The sequence below is a fragment of the Butyricimonas sp. Marseille-P2440 genome (genome assembly GCF_900091675.1).
GTDB classification, from domain to species: Bacteria; Bacteroidota; Bacteroidia; order Bacteroidales; family Marinifilaceae; genus Butyricimonas; species Butyricimonas synergistica.
This window is the reverse complement of sequence record NZ_LT594610.1, coordinates 1485549-1506203: the sequence shown is the minus strand read 5'-3', so window position 1 is coordinate 1506203 and position 20655 is coordinate 1485549. Positions and strand designations below refer to the sequence as shown.

17 protein-coding genes are annotated in these 20655 nt (G+C 43.1%); 12 read left to right on the top strand and 5 right to left on the bottom strand.

Annotation, left to right across the window (positions count from 1 at the left end; genetic code table 11):
* The first annotated feature begins 184 nt into the window (after positions 1-184).
* Genes BN8899_RS17345 through BN8899_RS17330 form a run of 4 tightly spaced genes read left to right on the top strand, consistent with a single transcriptional unit; the run spans position 185 to position 3709 of the window.
* On the top strand, positions 185-1351 hold the full coding sequence (locus BN8899_RS17345; protein ID WP_065220319.1) for a hypothetical protein: 1167 nt from the start codon (positions 185-187) through the stop codon (positions 1349-1351).
* On the top strand, positions 1344-1829 hold the full coding sequence (locus BN8899_RS17340) for an RNA polymerase sigma factor (RefSeq protein ID WP_018336276.1): 486 nt from the start codon (positions 1344-1346) through the stop codon (positions 1827-1829). The genes BN8899_RS17345 and BN8899_RS17340 overlap by 8 nt, the downstream gene beginning before the upstream one ends.
* Before the next feature lie 12 nt (positions 1830-1841).
* On the top strand, positions 1842-2756 hold the full coding sequence (locus BN8899_RS17335; RefSeq protein WP_065220318.1) for a hypothetical protein: 915 nt from the start codon (positions 1842-1844) through the stop codon (positions 2754-2756).
* Positions 2757-2803: 47 nt separating this feature from the next.
* Positions 2804-3709 (top strand): outer membrane beta-barrel protein, encoded by a 906-nt coding sequence (locus BN8899_RS17330; protein ID WP_065220317.1) that lies wholly within the window; start codon positions 2804-2806, stop codon positions 3707-3709.
* 117 nt (positions 3710-3826) lie between these two features.
* Here the strand turns inward: BN8899_RS17330 and hydF are convergent, their stop codons facing one another.
* Together hydF and BN8899_RS17320 are read right to left on the bottom strand one after the other, a co-directional pair.
* Positions 3827-5020 (bottom strand): [FeFe] hydrogenase H-cluster maturation GTPase HydF, encoded by a 1194-nt coding sequence (gene hydF / locus BN8899_RS17325; RefSeq protein ID WP_065220316.1) that lies wholly within the window; start codon positions 5018-5020, stop codon positions 3827-3829.
* A gap of 11 nt (positions 5021-5031) precedes the next feature.
* Positions 5032-6183, bottom strand: a complete 1152-nt coding sequence (locus tag BN8899_RS17320; RefSeq protein ID WP_018336280.1) for a sigma-54-dependent transcriptional regulator — start codon at positions 6181-6183, stop codon at positions 5032-5034.
* Positions 6184-6394: 211 nt separating this feature from the next.
* Here BN8899_RS17320 and BN8899_RS17315 point away from each other — a divergent pair, with 211 nt between their 5' ends.
* The 4 genes from BN8899_RS17315 (at position 6395) to BN8899_RS17300 (ending at position 12759) form a co-directional block, all read left to right on the top strand.
* Positions 6395-8584: a patatin-like phospholipase family protein gene (locus BN8899_RS17315; RefSeq protein ID WP_065220797.1), complete on the top strand. Its 2190-nt coding sequence runs from the start codon at positions 6395-6397 to the stop codon at positions 8582-8584.
* A gap of 9 nt (positions 8585-8593) precedes the next feature.
* A complete protein-coding gene (locus BN8899_RS17310) occupies positions 8594-9583 on the top strand; it encodes an FAD:protein FMN transferase (RefSeq protein WP_065220315.1) in 990 nt (329 codons plus the stop codon).
* A gap of 15 nt (positions 9584-9598) precedes the next feature.
* Complete coding sequence (locus BN8899_RS17305) at positions 9599-11524, top strand: BamA/TamA family outer membrane protein (protein ID WP_148375511.1); 1926 nt, start codon at positions 9599-9601, stop codon at positions 11522-11524.
* Between the two features lie 101 nt (positions 11525-11625).
* Complete coding sequence (locus BN8899_RS17300) at positions 11626-12759, top strand: cation:proton antiporter domain-containing protein (protein WP_065220314.1); 1134 nt, start codon at positions 11626-11628, stop codon at positions 12757-12759.
* A gap of 5 nt (positions 12760-12764) precedes the next feature.
* Here the strand turns inward: BN8899_RS17300 and BN8899_RS17295 are convergent, their stop codons facing one another.
* Both BN8899_RS17295 and BN8899_RS17290 read right to left on the bottom strand, forming a co-directional pair.
* Positions 12765-13052: a hypothetical protein gene (locus BN8899_RS17295; protein ID WP_065220313.1), complete on the bottom strand. Its 288-nt coding sequence runs from the start codon at positions 13050-13052 to the stop codon at positions 12765-12767.
* Between the two features lie 6 nt (positions 13053-13058).
* Positions 13059-15413, bottom strand: a complete 2355-nt coding sequence (locus BN8899_RS17290; RefSeq protein WP_065220312.1) for a transglycosylase domain-containing protein — start codon at positions 15411-15413, stop codon at positions 13059-13061.
* 210 nt (positions 15414-15623) lie between these two features.
* Between BN8899_RS17290 and BN8899_RS17285 the strand changes: the two genes are divergently transcribed.
* Positions 15624-16196, top strand: coding sequence for an adenylate kinase (locus BN8899_RS17285; protein ID WP_018336287.1), 573 nt, complete (start codon positions 15624-15626; stop codon positions 16194-16196).
* 45 nt (positions 16197-16241) lie between these two features.
* Here the strand turns inward: BN8899_RS17285 and BN8899_RS17280 are convergent, their stop codons facing one another.
* The gene (locus tag BN8899_RS17280) at positions 16242-17342 is read right to left on the bottom strand and encodes an MFS transporter (RefSeq protein ID WP_065220796.1); all 1101 of its coding nucleotides are present in this window, start codon (positions 17340-17342) and stop codon (positions 16242-16244) included.
* A gap of 302 nt (positions 17343-17644) precedes the next feature.
* Here BN8899_RS17280 and BN8899_RS17275 point away from each other — a divergent pair, with 302 nt between their 5' ends.
* The 3 genes from BN8899_RS17275 (at position 17645) to BN8899_RS17265 (ending at position 20634) form a co-directional block, all read left to right on the top strand.
* Complete coding sequence (locus BN8899_RS17275; protein ID WP_018336289.1) at positions 17645-18553, top strand: phosphate acyltransferase; 909 nt, start codon at positions 17645-17647, stop codon at positions 18551-18553.
* A 275-nt stretch (positions 18554-18828) separates the two neighbouring features.
* Positions 18829-19401, top strand: coding sequence for a sigma-70 family RNA polymerase sigma factor (locus BN8899_RS17270; protein WP_018336290.1), 573 nt, complete (start codon positions 18829-18831; stop codon positions 19399-19401).
* Positions 19402-19485: 84 nt separating this feature from the next.
* A complete protein-coding gene (locus BN8899_RS17265) occupies positions 19486-20634 on the top strand; it encodes a FecR family protein (RefSeq protein ID WP_065220311.1) in 1149 nt (382 codons plus the stop codon).
* Positions 20635-20655 lie beyond the last annotated feature (21 nt).

Here is a 20655-nt window from a genome sequence, read left to right as displayed (position 1 = left end):
ATAAGGTAGGAATGATATACCCGTTTCTGGTTTATTTTGGGCTTGTTCTGTAATAATTTACCAAAGGTAATTATTTTTATGTCAGTTTTCATGTTATAATCGTGGTGTTCGTTAAATTTGTGATTATTTTCTTTGTAACTTTTCGTGGTGTTCGTTCGTCGTATGAATAAACAATAAGGTTTGTATGTTGAAAAAAGTATTGATAGCATGCGTTATTTGTTGTGCCGTGGTGTTGGAAACTCGGGCACAAGCTAAGGATTACCGGATTTATGGGGATGTTTATACCGTGATGAACACGAAGGTTAGCGGTTATATTTACTGGGGAAAAAATCTGTATTGGACGGATATTTTTTATGCGTCCAATACGGATAATCCTTACATGCGTTACGTGGATGGGATTGAGCCGCTTGTTCATGCTTTTACTTGCCGTTTCGGCGATATAAAGCGAATTCGGGTGATCGGGGATAACCGGATAGAATTGGAGGTGCGGGACGGACATATTATCGAACTGGAAGATTGGTTGCCCCGGGGAAATCGGAATAGTTTAACGATAGAAACGGCTGGAAATAGCGTGGTAGAATGGGACCATATCAGCGAGATCGTTTTTAGTGCGGCTCCCGACACGATACGGGAACCGGAAGACGTGCCAATCACGGGTACCGTGGAAACTCCTTACGGGAGATATAAGGGTATCGTGCAATGGGATTCTGACGAGAATTCGTTATCGCATTTGTTGGACGGGCGTTCGGGGTCAAGCGGGATGTCTATCGCGTTTAAAAATATTCGGAGTATCAATTCGTCCGGTAGTTTTTGTCGGGTGGCGTTGAATAGCGGGCGGGAGTTCGCTTTGTGGGGAGAGAGTGATGTGGACGCGAGGAATCGGGGTATTATCGTGAATATGCCTTCCGTGGGACAGGTTATCGTGGCGTGGAAAGATTTCCGGGAGTTTAGGAGTGTTCCCATGAATCAGATCAACTTATTGAAGTATGATGATTTCATGAATCCCCGTCGGCTTTTGGGTACGGTGGAAACAAAACGGGGAGAGGTGTTGGAAGGCGTGTTGGTGTATGATCTGGACGAGGCGATGGATTTCGAGTTGCTGGATGGGGAGAACGGGAACGTGATGTACCGGATTCCTTTCAAGTATATTCAGGCAATTGAACCGAAGAATCACAAGTACACGTGGTTGAAGTTGCGTAATGGGGGAGAGTTGGTGTTGGGGGGAGATCGTGACGTGACGTTCAGTAATAGCGGGATTCTTGTATTCGGCGGGGGGGATAAAGTTAAATATGTTACTTGGCGTGACGTGAAGCGGATTTCTTTATGGACGAAAGGGATGGGAAATGAATAGAGTGGAATATAACCGGACTGTAGATGCGTTTTCCGATGACGTGTACCGTTTTATTTATAAAATGTGCAGGTCGAAAGAGATGGCGGAAGACATCGTGCAGGACAGTTACATGAAGTTGTGGGAGGACGTTTCGCAAATCGACTACGGGAAGGCAAAGGCTTTTCTTTTCAGTACTTCCTATCACCGGATGATCGATGTTTTGCGCCGAGAAAATAAATACGGGGATATCGAGGCTGTTGGCGATCGTGTGGAGGTAGCTTCACCGGGATACACGGGGTTGCAGGAGGTGTTGGAGTTTGCCTTGGCGAAGTTACCTTCGATACAGAAAACGGTTGTTTTGTTGCGGGATTACGAGGCGTATTCTTATCACGAGATAGCGGAGATCACGGGTCTGAACGAATCGCAGGTAAAAGTTTACATTTTCCGGGCGAGGGCATTTATGAAAGAGTTTATCCGTCGTCCGGATGTTGTTGTTTAAACGGGAGGAAATATGATAACAAGAGATAATTACGAGATATATTTCATGGATTACCTGGACGGTGTTTTGCCGGACGAGTACGAGGCGGAGTTGAGGGCTTTTCTGCTGGTTCATCCCGACTTACGGGAATTGCTGGAAGGCATGAACGAGGTGCGTTTGCAGCCGGGTGAGGAAGTATTCAAGAGAAAGGAGAGGTTGAAGCAGCAAGTGAACGGGAAAGAACTGGCTTATTATGCGATTGCAGAAGCCGAAGGTGTTATTACTGACGAGGAAAGGCAATGGGTGGAGGAAAATGTGGGAAAGGACGAGTTCGAGCGGGAAACCAAGGCTTTCAAGGCGGTGCGGATGAAACCGGAATCCGGATGTGTGTTCGAGGGAAAGGATGTGTTGCGACGTAGACCGGCGGTAATTGTTTTCATGAAGCGTTACGCCGGGGTGGCGGCAGTCGTGCTTTTCGCGGTGGTGTTAGTAATGTTCCTGACGAGAGAAAAGGAATTTCCGGTTTATGATTTGCCGCAACAGACCGTTAAAGCGGAGATGCCTTCTTTACAGAATGTGCCTGTAAAGGAAATGATGGTAGAACCGGCAGAGGTGCAGGAAAAGGAAAAAACGCAGGTTGTTGTTGCTCGTGATGTGGCGGTAGAAGTTGTTGCAAAACGCATGGAACCTGTTAGTTTGATAGAGGGTAAAAAGAAGGTAGGGGTGGTGGCTGAAATCCTGGCTCCCCGCCCGGATGAAAGGCTTGTTTCCCCATACGAGGGGGTGAGTTTCCGGGTGGAAACGGAAGAACCCCGTGCACGTTCTTTCCGGATTATTGCTCCCGATTTAGAAAGTTCTAATAATATATTGAGTTCTATCGTGAACGCCGGAAGGAACGTGGTAAACCACTTGAGGAGCAGGGATACAAAAGATGAAGATAATCTGTAACTAATCGGGGTGGTTAAACGTCATGTACTAAATTAAAATATGAATATATGAAAAAGGTGGTTGTTTATGTAATGTTTATGATGTGCGTGTTGTCGGTAGTAGCACAAAAGGACACTGTTGTCGTGCGTGATAGTTGGCATAAAGATACAATACGTCAAAAGAGTGGAACCCGGGACACGGTGGTGCAGGAGTCGGAAATGATTATCTGGGATAATACGGTGAGGGAATCGGAACGAAGGTCTATGCGTCATTCGGATGTTCCAATGAAAACGGTGAGAGAGGAGAGAAGAAGGGGGCGATCACCTCATTTCGGGGGACACTGGAGCGGGTTCTATCTTGGGTTCGTGAATTTCGGGAACACGAGTTATTCGAGTTATTCCGAAACGGATGATAAAGATTTCATGGAATTGGATTGGGCTAATTCTTTTGCCGTGCAAATTAATCTTTTCGAGCATGGCATCACGCTGAATCCGAGCCGAACGATCGGGTTGGTGACAGGAATCGGTTTCGAGTATCAACGGTTTCGTTTTGACAGGGATATAACTTTAAAGAAAGACGAGAATGGAATGTTACGTGCGGAACTTTTGAGCGATTTGGGTATAGACCGTGTGAAAAGAAGTGTGTTTAAAACATTTTACATGACGATACCGCTTCTTGTGGAATGGCAGTTCCCGGCGTCGATGGTTAGGCAAGCCTATATATCTACCGGTGTTGTCGGGGGCGTACGGCTTCATTCAAAAACGAAGGTCGTTTATCGGGATGAAGACGGGGATAAGCGCCGTAAAAAGAATTCGGACAGCTACGGCATGATTCCGTTGAAGGCTGATTGGACGGTTCACATGGGCTATCGAGGGATGTGCCTTTGGGGAAACTATACGTTAACAAATATGTTTAAAAAGAGTAAAGCCCCGGAATTGCATCCTTACACGATAGGGGTCGGGTTTACGTTCTGAAATGGTTTAAGTTTTACCGACATTGTAAGTTGTTTTTCATGAAATAAAATATTCTTCCACCCGTTCCTCAAAAAGAACGGGTGGAAGAATATTTATATGTAAGGGTAAATTGTTTTTCTAGTTCTTGAAGATTTCGGTTACCCGGTTGAATATACCGTGCAGGTAAGCGATTGTCATGCCGTAGTTGCTGACGGGGATTCCAGCTTCGATGGCTGGTTGAAGCCGATTCTTCAGTTGTTTGCCTGTAATCATGCAACCACCGCATTGGATGACCATGGCGTAGTCGGTGATCGGGCGAGTGATGGCGTCCAATCCCACGATAAAGTCGAACTGAAAGTTTTTGCCCGTGTAGTCTTGCAACCAACGGGGAATTTTATGTCGTCCGATGTCTTCGCATGACACGTGGTGGGAACAAGATTCAAGCATGAGTACACGGTCGCCTTCCTGCAAGGTTTCTATTTTGGCAGTCCCTTTCAAGTAAGCCTCGAAGTTACCTTTGTGACGTGCTAGCACGATGCTGAAGCTTGTCAAAGGTATTTCGGGAGGAATGATTGCTGCCACTTTTTTGAACACTTGGCTGTCTGTTATTGCCAGCCGTGGACGAATGCCGGTCTTTTCCAGGAAACCGGTGATTTCTTCCGGTTGCAGGACGATAGCCGAGCAATGATTATCCAGAATATCCCGAAGCATTTGTACCTGCGGTAAGATCATGCGTCCCGCGGGAGCCTCGGAGTCTATCGGGGTGATTAATAGTACGATGTCACCCGGGGTGAGTATGTCGCCGATCAAGGATTTGGGTTTGTCATTCTCTTTTTGCCACACGCTTTTGATAGCATCCAGCACGGGAGTGGTGTCGGTGTCTCTTGTCGAGAAATCGATAACCGGACAATGGTATTCCCCTGTAAGTTGATCTTTTAGCACGGGGGTAAGCGGTTTTTCATCCCGTTTGTTATGAATGATCAGGAATGGGAGTTCTTGTTTCCTGAAACGTTCGGCAAGTTCCCGTTCGTGTTTTCCGAATTGGTTGCCCGTGATGACTAGAATGGCGATGTCGGCTTGCGAGATGGCATTGCGTGTTTTTTCAACACGCATTTCCCCGAGTGTGCCGATGTCGTCGATACCTGCGGTATCAATGAATATGACCGATGCGAAATCGGGAATCTCGTAACTTCTCTTGACAAGGTCGGTTGTGGTTCCGGCAATATCCGAAACAATGGCAATATTTTGTCCGGTGAGGGTGTTGATTAATGAGCTTTTCCCGCTGTTTCTTCTCCCTAATAGTATGATATGTAGTTTGTTGTCTTTACCCATGAAATTGTTGTTTAACGATACATTTTCACGTCTTCCCTGGTGATTGTATTTCCACAAAGAATTACCAGCCGTTCTACGACGTTACGCAGTTCACGAATATTACCCGTCCATTCGCATTCCTTGAGCGCATTGATCGCATCCGAATCCAGTGACTTGGGAGCGATGCCCATTTCGGTGCAAATGTCTGTCAAGAAATAGGGGGCTAGGACATCAATATCTTCCAACCGCTGATTCAATGGTGGTACGTCAATGATGATGACGCTCAAACGATGGTAGAGGTCTTCCCTGAAGTTTCCTTTTTTAATTTCTTCTTTCAAGTTTTTGTTCGTGGCGGCAATAATGCGTACGTCCACGTTTATATCGGCATCCCCGCCGACACGGGTTATTTTTTGCTCCTGCAATGCCCTTAACACTTTTGCCTGGGCGCTCAGGCTCATGTCACCGATCTCGTCCAAAAAGAGGGTACCGTTGTTGGCTAACTCGAATTTTCCTTTCTTTTGCTTGATAGCCGAAGTGAAGGAACCTTTCTCGTGTCCGAATAATTCGCTTTCGATTAATTCGGAAGGTATGGCAGCGCAGTTGACTTCCACGAAGGTGCTTTCTTTCCGGTGGCTTAGTTCGTGTAACTGGTGTGCGACTAATTCTTTTCCGGAACCGTTTGGACCGGTAATGAGCACACGGGCATCAGATGCCGCTACTTTGTCGATCATGGAACGCACGTGGTCGATAGCCTCGGACTGACCGATTATCTCGTATTTTTTGCTGACCTTGTTTTTTAGCGTTTTGGTTTCGTGTATCAGCAAATGCTTGTCGGTTGCATTTTTTATCGTGATTAACAGTCGATTGAGATCTAATGGCTTTTCGATAAAGTCATAAGCTCCTTTCCGAATAGCCTCGATTGCCGTATCAATGGTTCCATGTCCGGAAATCATGATAACGGGGGTATCAGCTGAAAATTCCTTGATACGTTCCAGTACTTCGATCCCTTCCATTTTGGGCATTTTTATGTCGCAAAATACAATATCCGGTTTTTCAGACTTCACGGCTACAAGACCTTCCATACCGTTTTCGGCTAAGATGATCTCGTGTCCCTCGTATTGGAGAATGTCTTTCATGGAGTTGCGGATGCTGCGCTCGTCGTCAATCACTAATATTTTTGTCATACTACATTTTTTTGTCTACCGCAAATTTACAATTGATAATCGAGATTTAAAAATGCAAAGAGAAAAGAATAATATATTCAGTGGTTGATGATTTATCATTAAATCTAAAATTTTCGGGGTATGGTATGGAATTTGATTTTAACCTTTGAGTTTCTTTGTGTATTTGCGGGAAATTCGTATTTTTGAAGGTATATATTCTAAATTAATATTTATGAAACGGTCTTGGGTTTTTCTTCTTGTTTTGTTTCTCGTGTTGGATGTGCAGGCTCAGCGTAAAAAGGTGGGATTGGTGTTAAGTGGAGGTGGGGCGAAGGGCGTGGCGCATATTGGTGTTCTGAAAGTGTTGGAGGAAGCCGGTATTCCGATAGACTATATTGCCGGAACGAGTATGGGGTCTATTGTCGGAGCTTTATATGCGATCGGGTACGATTCGCGCACGATGGATAGTCTGGTGCGTGCCCAGGATTGGATGTTTTTGTTGAGTGATAAGGTGTATCGTTATAATTTGCCTTTTTCGGAGAAGGAGGAAACGGAGAAATATCTCGTTTCCGTGCCGATCAAGAATAACCGGGAGATCAAGATCCCTTCCGGGTTTATTAGCGGGCAGAATATATACAATTTATTTTCCGATTTGACGATCGGGTACCATGACACGTTGGATTTCCATAAATTGCAGATTCCGTTTGCTTGCGTGGCGAGTAATTTGGTGGACGGGCAAGAAGTTGTGCAGGATCACGGCGTGTTGCCACTTGCCATGCGTGCTAGTATGGCGATACCCGGGGTATTTGCCCCGGTGAGAAGGGACGGAATGGTGCTAGTCGACGGAGGGATTTCAAATAATTTTCCGGTAGATATAGCGAAACAGATGGGGGCGGATATTATTATCGGGGTGGATGTGCAAGCCGAATTGAAAGATGCCTCGGGTCTGGAATCGGTGACCGGGATTATCGATCAGATGACTTCATTCCTGGGAATCCAGAAGTACGAGGAAAACAAGAAGATGGTGAATATATATATCAAGCCGGACGTGTATCCTTATTCGGCTGCCAGTTTTTCGTCATCGGCTATCGACACTTTGATTGCCCGGGGAGAGGAGATCGCCCGGAGCCAGTGGGATGAACTGATGGAATTGAAACGGGAGTTGGGTATCCCGGAGGATCGGAATGATGCGAACGTGGAAGATCGGGTGGTGCTTTCGAACGATACGCTGATGATTGAGCGCGTGCGTCTGTCGGGAATTGACGATCGGGACGAGAAATGGTTGCGGAAGAAAATACGGATTAAGGATTACAGCCGGATTACTTTGAATGATTTGCATCATGCTATCGCCGAATTATATGGTATCGGAGCTTTTTCGAGCGTGAGTTACAAGTTGAGCGGAGGTCCGGTTTATGACTTGGAATTGACCTTGAAACAGAAACCCATGAGTTCTTTGAATCTAGGCTTCCGTTTTGATTCGGAGGAGATGGCGGCGATATTGTTGAATACGACTATTTCGCATAAAGAGTTGAGAGGTTCCCGCCTTTCGTTGACCGGACGATTGAGTATGAATCCTTACGTGAAGTTGAATTATTCTTTGGGGAATACTTTCTTGCGGCGATTCGAACTGGGATACACGTTCAAGTATAATAATCTGGATATTTACAATAAAAACAAGAAACAGGATAACGTGGAGTATGCCTATCACAAGGTGGAGCTGGGTGGTTCGGATATTTATTTCCGGAATTTCAAGTTGCAGATAGGTGCCCGGTACGAGTATTTTAATTACGAATCGTTTATGTTTTCAGATCGCGACCACAATATAAACGTGAAGCCGGAAGGTTTCTTTAGTTATCATGGTCTGGCTCACTTGGAAACATTTGACAAACGTTATTACCCGACGAGAGGTATGTCGCTGAAAGTCGACTACTCGCTTTACACGGATAATTTGTTGACTTATAATGATGGTGCTCCTTTCTCGGCTATCGGGTTGGATTTTGAGAGTGTGGTGTCTATTACCCGGCGGGTGAAGTTTATACCTTCCATATACGGAAGGGTGTTGATCGGGCGTAATATTCCTTACCCGTACTTGAATTGCATGGGAGGGGATGTTGCCGGACGATATGTGGATCAGCAATTGCCATTTTTGGGAATTCAGCATTTAGAGATATTTGACAATTCGTTGGTTGTAGCTAAAATAATGTTACGTTACAATTTGGGACGAAATCATTATATATCTTTGGCAGGAAATTACGCGAAACAGGAGGCTAGTTTCTTTGATATATTAGGAGGAAAGGATATTTTCGGTGGAGGTGTGGGATACTCGTACGATAGTTTCGTGGGACCTATCGATGTTATGTTTTCTCTTTCAGATTGGTCGAAGAAATTGGGATTCTATTTCAATTTGGGATATTATTTTTAATGGATTTGTATGAAAAGGTTGGGGATTATTATTTGTGTGTTGATATTGGGTGTGGGATGTCAACGGAAGATGTACCAATTTACGGAGGGAAGCGTGTACGGGACGACGTATCACGTGTCTTACCGGAGTACCACGGATTATTCCGCGGAGATCAGGCAGGAGATGGAGCGGGTGAACCAGTCGCTTTCGATGTTTAACAAGAAATCCGTGATTGCCCGTTTGAACCGGGGGGAAACGGATCAGGTAGATTCGTTGTTCGTGAGAATGTTTACGAAGGCGGGGGAAGTATATAAAGAAACAGGGGGTGCTTTTGATATCACGGTAGCCCCGTTGGTGAACGCATGGGGATTCGGGTTTAGAAATGAAAGACTCCCGTCGCCGGAAAAGGTGGATTCGTTATTGCAATACGTCGGAATGGATAAAGTGAAGATCGAGGGGGAGAAGCTTGCTAAAGCTGTGCAAGGGATTCAGATGGATGCAAGCTCGATAGCTAAAGGTTTGGGAGTGGATCTCGTGGCGGACTTTTTCGAGAGTAAAGGGATTCACGATTACATGGTAGAGATCGGTGGTGAGGTTCGGGTGAAGGGGCAGAGTGATAAATCACGCCCTTGGCATATCGGCATAGACAAACCGATCGATGATGAAACGGCTTCTCGCCGGGAGTTGCAGTTTGTGTTGGAAATGGGAGAGGGTGCGTTGGCTACTTCCGGTAATTACCGGAGATTTTATGTTGTGGACGGAAAAAAATATTCCCACACGATAAACCCTAAGACCGGTTATCCTGTCCAACAGGATATGCTGGGAGCTTCCGTGTATGCTCCCACGTGTATGGAAGCGGATGCGTATGCCACGGCTTTTATGGTGCTGGGAACCGAGAAGGCAAAAGAGATTGTAGAAGCTAATCCTCGTGTGGAGGCTTGTTTTATATATCAGAATGAGCAGGGAGAACGAGAAGTGTGGGTATCCGAAAAAATGAAAACGTTGATATTGGAAGAATAATTTTATCAGGTGGAGGTGAAGTTGATAATTCGTTGGTTGATATTGGTTTTAGCATGGGTGCTACTCGTGGAAAGTCAAGCTAGCGCAAGACCTTTATCAGAAGACATGTGCCGAAAGAAAAAACATAAGAAAGAAAATGTCCGGGATACGATCAAGCAGAATGATGTGGTCTTTATGCCTGACAGCCTAATACAAGATACATTGAAATATGAGTTTTCCAAGATTAAGCAAGTTGCCGAGCGCCGGAAATGGACGAAGGAACTTTATAAAATGATATTTATTAATCCCCGGAAGTATAATATTGATATTGTTGAAACAGAAAATAGTGAAGACCGTTATCAACCGTATCGGGGAAAGATTATCCGGGATATCCACGTGAAGGTGTTGCCTCCTTTCGGGACCAGTGTTAATGATACGGCTTCCCTTCAGCAGGATAGTTTACAATGGCTTCTGACTTTGGCAAATTCCGTGCATCAAAGGTCTGCCGAACGGGTAATCAAAAAACAAATGACGGTGAGGTCGGGAATGTCTGTCGATCCGTTCGAGTTGGTACAGAACGAGCAATTGTTGAAAGATATGTCCAATGTCGATGATGCTTTGATCGGGATAAAAGAAGTACCAGGTGATTCGTCGTTGGTTGACTTGGTTGTTATTTGTAAGGATGAGTTCTCGTGGACGGGAGAGGTTTGGAGTAATTTCTTGAATGCCGTTGACTTGGGTATTGAAACCAAGAATCTGTTCAAGTTAGGGCATACCTTGCATTATGAGGCTAGTTACCGTGGGCGTAAAGATCAAAAGTGGGGAAACTTGATTGAATATGAAGCTGCGAATGTCATGGGTTCGCATATGGATTTCTATGGAATGTACGAGAATACTTATGAGCAAGAGGTTTTGCGTGTGCAGATGGATAAACGTTTTTTAACTTACAAGACAAAATGGGCGGGAGGAGCAGCTTATAGCCGGGTGTATTCTTCTAAGACATTGGTAGACCGGGATATTACGAAGCCGATAGAGTTGTTCAATTATCGGTTGTGGGATTTTTGGGGAGGAAAGTCTTTCTTCTTGAACGAGAAATTCAGTTATAACCGGATATTATATCTGACGGGACGTTACACGGGGACGAGTTTTGTAGATCGTCCGCAGGTGACGAGTGATTCGAATCATTTTTACTATGACCGTAATCGAATTATGGGGGCGTTGACATTCACAAAGATAAAATATTTTAAGGCGAACTTGATTTATGATTTCGGTCGTACGGAGGATATTCCTTCTGGGCTGTCTGGTACGTTGCTTTTCGGTTACGAGAAAAGTGATTTCACGGAATACGGTTATCTCGGTACGGAATGGCATTACTCGTGGTTTGACAAGCATGCCGATAAATTTTATTCGTGGTATGCCGCATTTGGAACTTTCCTGAACGGTTACACGGCAGAAAGTGGCGTGTTTAAGGCTGGTGCGCAATATATCAGTCCCTTGTACGAGTTGTCCAGGCATCGTATGCGTTTCTATACTAATCTGGATTATGTGTTGGGAACCAAGCGGAATCCGGATGATTTTATTTATTTTGAAGATGCGAATATCAGGGGATTCGATACGGATACGATTCGAGGTACACAGCGGCTTTCCGGTTCGATGTCGGCGACTCTTTTCTTGCCATATATCAAGCGGGGGTTTCGGGCATCCGTTACTGGATTCGTGGATTGGGGCGTGCTCGCCAGAGATGATAAATCGTTATTTAAGAGTCAGACCTACTGGGGTGTTGGTTTTAGCTTAAACATTCGTAATGACAATTTGATTTTAAAAAACTTGAGCATACGATTTGCTTTCTATCCGAAAGTTCCACCTGATATTCACCGTATTGAGGTAAATGTTTCGAGTCGAAGGAAAACAGGGTTTTATGATTACCGTGTGTATAAACCGGATGCGATTAAATACGAGTAGATCAACGCTTTTGGGTTACATTTTTTAACTAGATTCGTTTTAAATAGTCCTCCATAATTCCCGAGAATATTGTATCTTTGCGGCAAATTAATTCGGAGAGGATGAAGAAGGTTTTTCTATTTTCTATATTTTTACTTTGTGGTTTGTTTTTGTCCCAGATACTCCCGTCTGCTTTGGGGGGAGCGTATGGTTCATTTTATAGTGTATGCAAATGGTTGATGTTTATTTGCCTTGCATTTATCATGATTAACGTCGGGCGGGAATTTGAGCTGGATAAGACGAAATGGAAATCGTATACCACTGATTATTTTATCGCGATGGCTACTGCTGCCGTACCTTGGTTGTTGATCGCTTTTTATTATATATTCTTTTTGGACACGGGGCTTTCATGGGAGAATAATCTGCTGATAAGCCGGTTTGCGGCACCGACTTCAGCGGGGATTTTATTCACGATGCTGGCGGCTGCCGGGCTGAAAAGGGAGTGGATCTATAAAAAGACGCAGGTGTTGGCTATATTCGATGATTTGGATACAATTCTTTTGATGATTCCTTTGCAGATACTGATGATCGGTTTCAAATGGCAATTATTCGTGATTATACTAGTGGTTTGCCTTCTTTTGATCTTCGGGTGGAAGCGATTGAGTTCGCTGAATCTGCCACAATCTTGGAAAGCGATAGTACTTTATTCCGTGTGTATCGTGGCAACATTCGAGAGCGTGTATTTAATCACAAAGTCACTCATGGGACAAGACGGGGCGATTCATATCGAGGTTTTGTTACCTGCTTTCGTGTTGGGGATGGTGATGAAGACCGTGCACAATCATTCCCGGGAGGAAGAGAGAGCTTCCAGTTTTATCTCGTATTTGTTTATGTTCCTCGTGGGATTGAGCACACCGATTTTTATAGGTTTAGATACCGCGGGTGAGAATATGCCCGGTTGGGGAATTCTTGTTTTCCACGTGATTGTTGTCACGTTGCTTTCTAATTTGGGTAAGATGTTTCCCTTGTTTTTCTACCGGGACCGGAAGATACAGGAACGTTTGGCATTGTCCATCGGTATGTTTACCCGTGGTGAAGTGGGAGCGGGGATTATCGTGATTGCCATGGGCTATCAGTTAGGAGGTCCGGCTCTGATTATTTCAATCCTGAGTTTAGTGCTGAATCTTGTATTGACCGGATTCTTTGTGATTGCCGTGAAACGTATTTCTCAAAGCGTGTACGGGGTAAAGGAATAAACTTCTTAATATTCTTTTTGTCGGTTGGGGCGATTCTTTATCTTGTTGATCAAGGCATAAATACGCCACCACAAATAAGCGATGAGTAACACGGATAGCGTGTAAATAATCCCGTCGCTCAGACTGATAAACCGCTTGAACATCAAGGGAACGGCACTTACCGTGTTCCACGGGTTTATCCCTTGCCAGGAGAAACGAATCTCTGCCGGGGAGCCGATGATTGATACGATACTGAATACAACAACAAGTGCGATAAATGATATAATTAGGGAGGTTCTGTCAATACTTTTCATTTTCGTTTATTTTTTATCTTTCTTCTTGAAGAGATCCCCGATTTTTCGGAAAAAACCTTTCTTTTTCGGTTGATCTGTTTCCGAGTCGGTTTCTTTATGCTTTACCTTTTCAAGTTTCTGATTGGTTAATCTATCCAATATATTTATATTTTCTTTGAACGTGGGTACTTCCAATTCTTTTTGTACATCGACGGGCGGCACTGGGAAGGAGAGATTTGCCCAATAGTCGTATGTGCTGCTTTGCAAGCATTCCTGCATGAATAACCCGAAAATGGGAAGTGCCATGTTAGCTCCTTGACCCAATGACGTGGAGTTAAAATGAATTCGGGAATTATTCGCACCTACCCGAATACCGACGACAATACGAGGATTATAACCGATAAACCATCCGTCAGCTTGATTTTGCGTGGTTCCTGTCTTTCCCGCGATAGCCGTGTTTAGCCCGTAATTATTGATTAATCGTTTTCCGGTGCCTTCCTGAATGACGGCAGTGAGCATGGATGACATCAAGTGTGCTTCATCCGAAGGTAATATCCTTTCCTGGAGCGGGGGATCGGCTTCGTGTATAATACGCCCTTCCCGGTCTTTGATGGAAATCAAGTAATAGGGTCGTGTAAGGATTCCGTTATTCGCGTAACACATATAGGGGAGTACCATCTCTTTCAAGGGTATATTTGCCGCTCCTAATGCAATAGAGGGGACAGAAGGAAGATCGCTCTGTATGCCTAAACGGTGGGCGTGGGCGATCGTGGTATCAATCCCTGTTTGCAAGAGTACTTCTACCGCTATCGTGTTGACCGATTGGCTTAACGCTCCTTTTAGCGTGTAAAATCCACCGTATTGGTTATTCGAGTTACGGGGAGTCCAATTGTCATACTTGGGATAGCTTTTTTGTTCGTTTTTGTAATAAGCGTCTACCCGAGCACCGTGCCGGACCGCAGCACTGTAAACAACAGGTTTGAATACAGAGCCGACTTGGCGAGGGGCTAAGACTTGATCGTATTGGAAATATTTGAAGTCTAATCCACCGATCCATACTTTAATTTTTCCGGTATGCGGTTCAATAGCGATCATTCCCGGGTGTAGAATTTTTAGATAGTGCTTGATGGAATCGATCGGGGACATCTCTATTTCTGTTTCCCCCTGGTAAGCGCTGTAAATTGTCATTAACTTTTTCTCGTTCAAGGCGGCAAGAATGGCTTTTTCGCTTAATCCCTGTTTCTTTAGAGTTTTGTAAGCCTCGCTTTCACGGATAGCTTTATTCAGTATGTCGGGATCTTTTTGCCAAGGCTCTTTTTTGTCCCAATGCGTGTAGAATGAGTTTTGCAGGGACTTCATGTGTTTGCGCATGGCATCTTCGGCATAGCGCTGCATTTCGGCATCGATGGTTGTGGTTAAGATCAAGCCGTCTTTATATAGATCGTAGTTGGTGCTGTTGGCTTCGTTGTAGCGGGCGATGAGTTTCATCGCGTCTTGTCTGATTTGTTCCCGCAAATAAGGTGCTAATCCCGAATAATGATTCAACGGTTTATAACGGAGTTCCAGTTTTTCTTGCTTGAGTTTTTCGCCTTCTTCCTCGGTGAGATAATCGTATTTCACCATTTGGGCGATTACCGTGTTGCGTCGTTGCAACGTACGGTCGGGATGTACCCGGGGATTGTAGTAGGAGGGACCTTTTAGCAAACCGATCAATGTAGCTGCTTCTGGGATTGTAAGTTGGGTCGCTGTCGTGGAGAAGTATTTTTGGGCGGCACTTTCGATACCGAATGTACCTTCCCCGAATGACACCGTGTTCAGGTATAAGGTGAGGATTTCATCTTTTGAATAGAGTTTTTCCAGCCTGTGAGCCGTGATGATCTCTTTGATTTTTATAATCGGGATCATTAGCCTGCTGCTGTATTTGCGAGGAAAAAGGTTTTTGGCTAGTTGTTGACTGATGGTACTTCCTCCTCCGGAACTTCTATCGCCTAGCAACAGCGTTTTGCCTAACACCCGGAGCATACTGACCTTATCAAATCCCTTGTGCTCGTAAAAACGTACATCTTCCGTGGCAATCAAAGCATTGATGGCATTGCGGGAGATTCCCCCGAACATGACATTCGTGCGGTTTTCCACGTAATATTTTCCAAGTAGTTCTCCATCGGAACTATATAATGAAGAAGCCTCGAAGTTCCGAATTTCTTTCAATTCCCTGTAATCCGGAATCTTTCCCCACATCCCGTAATAAACACAACACACGAATAAGCCGAGCAAAAAAATGCATAGTAAAGCTGTTAGGAACAGCGTCTTAAAGACTTGTTTCAAAAAGCTCTTTTTCTGTTTCTTGGATTTTTTTGCAGGTACTTTTCTTTTCGTGTTCATGGTGTTTGATTTGCGGTGTAAAAATAGGAAATATATTTATGAGTTTAGAATTTAAATTTTAGAATTTTGAGTAGAAAAAAGTAAGGAATGTTACGATAAAAATATTTCGTCGTTTCGCTTTTTTGGTTGAGATTTAAGTATATCTTTGTGGCACAGTTTACAAAAACGAAACAAATAATTAATACATAAAACGAAACAAAACTAATTGTCATGCTGAATATCGCATTGTTTGGCCCTCCGGGAGCCGGGAAAGGAACTCAGGCGAAAAAAATTGTAGAGAAGTACAATTTGGCACACCTTTCCACTGGAGATATGATTCGTAAAGAAATAGCCGAAGGTTCGGATTTTGGTAAAATGGCTGCCGGAATAATCAATAAAGGGGAATTATTATCCGACGAGTTTGTGGTAGCGTTAATCGAGAATAGTATAGAACATCATAAAGATGTTGACGGGTTCTTGTTTGACGGTTTTCCCAGAACGGTAAGACAAGCCGAGATACTTGACGAAATGCTTGCCAAGACAGGGCATCCGTTGAGTGCGTTGGTTAGTATCGATGTCCCTCACGATGAGTTGATGCGCCGTATGTTAGAACGTGCCAAGATTGAAGGGCGTTCTGATGATAACGAAGAAGTTATCGAGAATCGTTTTCGGGAATACAAAGCAAAGACTTTGCCTGTTGCTGACCATTATAAGGCTCAAAAGAAACATCACACGGTAAATGGCTTTGGTGCGGTTGAAGACGTGTTTCAAGCAATCACGAATATTTTAGAAGGGATAAAATAAGTAGGTAAGATATGAATGCATAGAGGTGGAATTTCCACCTCTATTTTATTTTTCTCTTTTACTCCATTGTAAGATTAAGAATAATAATCCTGGAATAAAAATAATGGCAGCAGTTGCTTGAAGTGCCACGGAAAGGGAATATAGGTCATGTAGCCAACCTACCAACGGAGCCATGGCTGCAAACATCAACCGGATGATAAAATTGCGAATAGAAAGGACGGTTGCCCGCATTTCAGAGAAGGTGATTTGATTGATATAGCCTTTCAAGATCGGGGTTGCAAAACCTCTCACGATATAGAAGAAGAAAAGAACAACCAATCCTATGTAGGATATATTAAATGATACCGCCACGTATCCCCCGACAATGAAGAACAGGATGAAAGCGTACATCTTGTTGCTTCCCAGTTTCTGATCCAGCAGGTCTGAATACAGTGCCGAGATACCCACGGTCAGGTTTAATATCGTCCAGATAATGCCGAACCAGGTCGTCGGGGTATCCAATTCAATCAATAAAGGTTGCACGAACCATGCCATCGTGAGTGTGGCAGCCCCGATAACACCGGAGAACATGATATTGTAACACAGTTTCTTGTTCGTGAAAAGGGAATACTTGATGATCTTCACGATATTGGCGAATGAGTTCTCGATTTTTGTTTTTGCCGCATATTCCGTGAGAGTAAAGGCTGCTGGAATACCGATAAAAGCGATCCCACTTTGCACGTAGAAAGGGAGGCGTAAAGAATAAGCGGCAAGCAAACCACTGAAGATTCCAGCGAAAGCTTCTGAAAAGTTACCGACCATAGTTACCCGTCCCTCGTATTTCAAGTAACTTTCTTCCTTGCGGTAATGAATCATCGTGTCATAGAGTAATGCCGAATCGGCTCCTGATACCAGGCTTTGTCCGAAACCGAGTAATATTTCCGACATGAAAAAAGCAAGGAACGTGTCCGATAAGGAATAGTTTGTGAAACCGAAGAAACAGAAAATACACCCGGCAATCAAGCAATTTCTTCTTCCCCAAACGTCAGCAAGATATCCCGTTGGAATTTCTAAAGATACCATGGCGATAGAGTAGACGCTTTTTAATATGAATATATCCGCTAAATCCAATCCGCATTCATTGTAAAATAGGACAATGATAGGCATAACCAAGGTAAACCATTTGGAAACCTTAATTAAGTACAAGGCGGTGATATTCTTTTTAAATGACACGCTATTTCTTTTTTTATTTCAAGAGCAAAAGTAATTAATTGAAAATTGAAAATGGAGAATTAAAAATGAAAAGTCAGGAGATTTTATGATTTAAATCGAAAACGTTGGCATATTTAATTGATAAATTTAGAATTTACAATCAAAAAGCTGATTTTTGTTTCTGTTTTACTCAAAAAGCGTTATTTTTGCTTCCAAATTAAAAACATAAATCACTAATTTAGTAAAAAGAGTTTGTCATGGCAATACAAAAAATTGATGACATTTACGAGGCATTAAAAGCTAACACCCAAAAGAAACGCTTGGTTGTGGCATATGCAAATGACAGCCACTCGATAGAGGCTGTAAACAAAGCTGTTGAAATGGGGATCGTTGAAGCTACATTGTGTGGAGACGAGAACGAAATTAAAAAAGTGTGTGCGGAGCACGGTTTTGATATTTCCCGTTTCACGATCATTCATGAGCCGGTAGATACGGTTGCTGCAGCCCGTGCCGTAGAAATGGTACGTAATAAGGAAGCAGACTTTATCATGAAAGGATTGGTAAGTACGGATAAATATATGCGTGCTATCTTGAATAAAGAGCGCGGATTATTACCCCCGAAAGCAACCTTGTCACACGTTGCCGTGATGGAATGTCCGAACTATCATAAATTGTTGATTGCCAGCGATGCTGCTATTATCCCGGCTCCCGATATGGATCAGAAATTAGCTATCGTGAGATACGTGACCCAAACGGCTAATGCTCTAGGTATCAAACGTCCGAAAGTGGCTATGATTTCTGCTACCGAGCAAGTGTTACCAAAAGTACCTTCCACGACCGAAGCTGCTATTATAGCTAAAATGGGAGAGAGAGGTCAATTAGGTAATATCGATATCGATGGACCGTTGGCATTGGACGTGGCTATTGATAAAGAAGCTGCTGAGATCAAGAAGATCATGTCTCCGGTTGCCGGTGATGCCGATTGTTTGGTATTCCCGAACATTGAAGCCGGTAACGTGTTCTACAAGACCAACACAAAATTGGCAAATGCCCGTCAAGGAGCCATCCTTGTTGGAGCTACCGCTCCCAGCGTGTTGTCATCCAGAGGGGATAGTGTGGATGCGAAATTGAATTCTATCGCACTGGCTGCTCTTTTTGCAAAGTAAGACAGCAAAAATAGTAGGGGAAGGGTGAGAAAAGTTTTAAATACTTTTCTCACCCTTTCTCCTTTTTGTATCTTCATGTTTAAATCTCCTTAAAGAAGGGGATTTTTAATTGTACAATAGTCATTAATTGGGATTTATTTGTTTGTATATAGCTTTTACTTTTGTGGCAACAATTGAAAGAAAAGAAGGTATGGATTAAAAAATGTAAAGAATTTAATTACAAATTTGGAGTATTTTTGTATCTTTGTCTATAGCAAATTTGATTGACGTGTACTATGTGTGGCGATTATTTACAAGAGTTAAATCAACGAAAGGATCAAGCGTGGGAAGCATTTTATGCAGATTATTATGCAGCTTTGTGTGCTTACGCCAACAAGTTTTTGCATTCTCCGTTGGATGCAGAAGATATAGTACAAGATACGTGTGTAAAGGTTTGGGAGTCGGATAGAGTGTTTGTAACAATGAAGGAATTCACGTGGTATATATATAAATCTATATACACGAATACAATGTATTATTTGCGAAAGCAAAATCTTCATCAGCGTTTATTGCAAAATATACAAGAAGAGGAAGTCGTGATGCCTGAAGACGATTTCATCCAAACGATTCGGGAGGAATTGGTTCGGCAATTACATCTGTATATTGAAGAGTTGCCTCGAGAATCTCAAAAAATTATAAAATTAAGCCTGGAAGGAATGTCCGGGAACGAGATTGCCGAAAAATTAAGTATCAGTTTACATACCGTGAAGTCTCAAAAGAATCGGAGCTTTAAATATTTGCGAGAAAAATTGTCTAAATCTTATTATGTATCATTGCTTTACATGATATTGTTTGATATTTATTCATAGAAATAAATAAAAAAGTTAGTTTTTTTTCCATACCAAATTTACTTTCGTGCATTATAAGAATGTAATGTGCAATAAAAATAATGTATGGAAAAAAGATTTGATGATATATTGGGACTGTTAAAAAAATCTTACGGGGAAATTCTTACCCCAGAGGAAGATAAACAGTTTCAACAGTTGATGGAAGATAAACGATTTCGGGAGCTTTATGATGAGTTGGAGCGGGGGGATTTGGTGCGAGAGGGAATTGAAAATTGTAAGTTATTTTCTCATTACAAAGGATTCACGGAGTTTAAACGTCTTCGTGGAAGAAATAAACGACGCAGGTTACGTTTATATGTCATGTTAGGAACTTCTGCTGCTGTCTGTGTTTTGGCAATAAATTTTATTTTCTCGTTTATGTCTTCGTGGCAAAATGAACATGTATCGTTTGCTACTTCAACTGATATATTCCCCGCGGGAAATGAAGTGCGTTTGCTTTTGGGAAATGGAGATACCGTATCTGTTTCGAATGAAAAAAAGGTATTAGAGGATAAGGGCGGCGCCCAAATCAAATTTGAAAATGGAGGTTTGGCGTATATAGCAAAAGAGAAATCCGAAGAAATGGTCTATAATGAATTGCTTGTTCCGATTGGAGGTGAATGTTACTTGATTTTGGAAGATAGTTCCAAGGTGTGGGTAAATGCGGATTCCCGTTTAAAATATCCGACCCATTTTACTGGGGATGAAAGGAGAATCGAATTGGAAGGAGAAGCTTATTTTGAAGTAAAACCGGGTAATAAGCCTTTTATTGTCCAAACCTCGATGGGTGATGTGAAAGTATTGGGAACTTCCTTCGGTGTGCGTGTTTATAAACAGGAGGATATGTTGACTACGTTGGTTTCCGGGCGTGTACTTTATCGGGGAAGAGATAGTGTACAATTGGTACCGGGAGAGCAAGCTGTGGCTTCTTTATCGGGGAGAATCGGGAAACGGGTCGTGGATGTTGATGAGTACGTGGGATGGAAAAACGGTATGTACGTGTTTGACCATCGTCCACTGGAAGAAATTATACGTGATCTGGAACGTTGGTACGGAGTCACAATTACCTTCGTACATCCGGAATTGAAACGGTTACCTTTTACTGGATACGTGAAACGGCATGACAAAATCAATATTTTCTTGAAATTATTAGAGAGTACGGGAGAATTGAAATACAAAATAGAAGGGAAAAATATATTGTTATTTGAAAAATAAGACGGAAAGAGGAGATTTCGT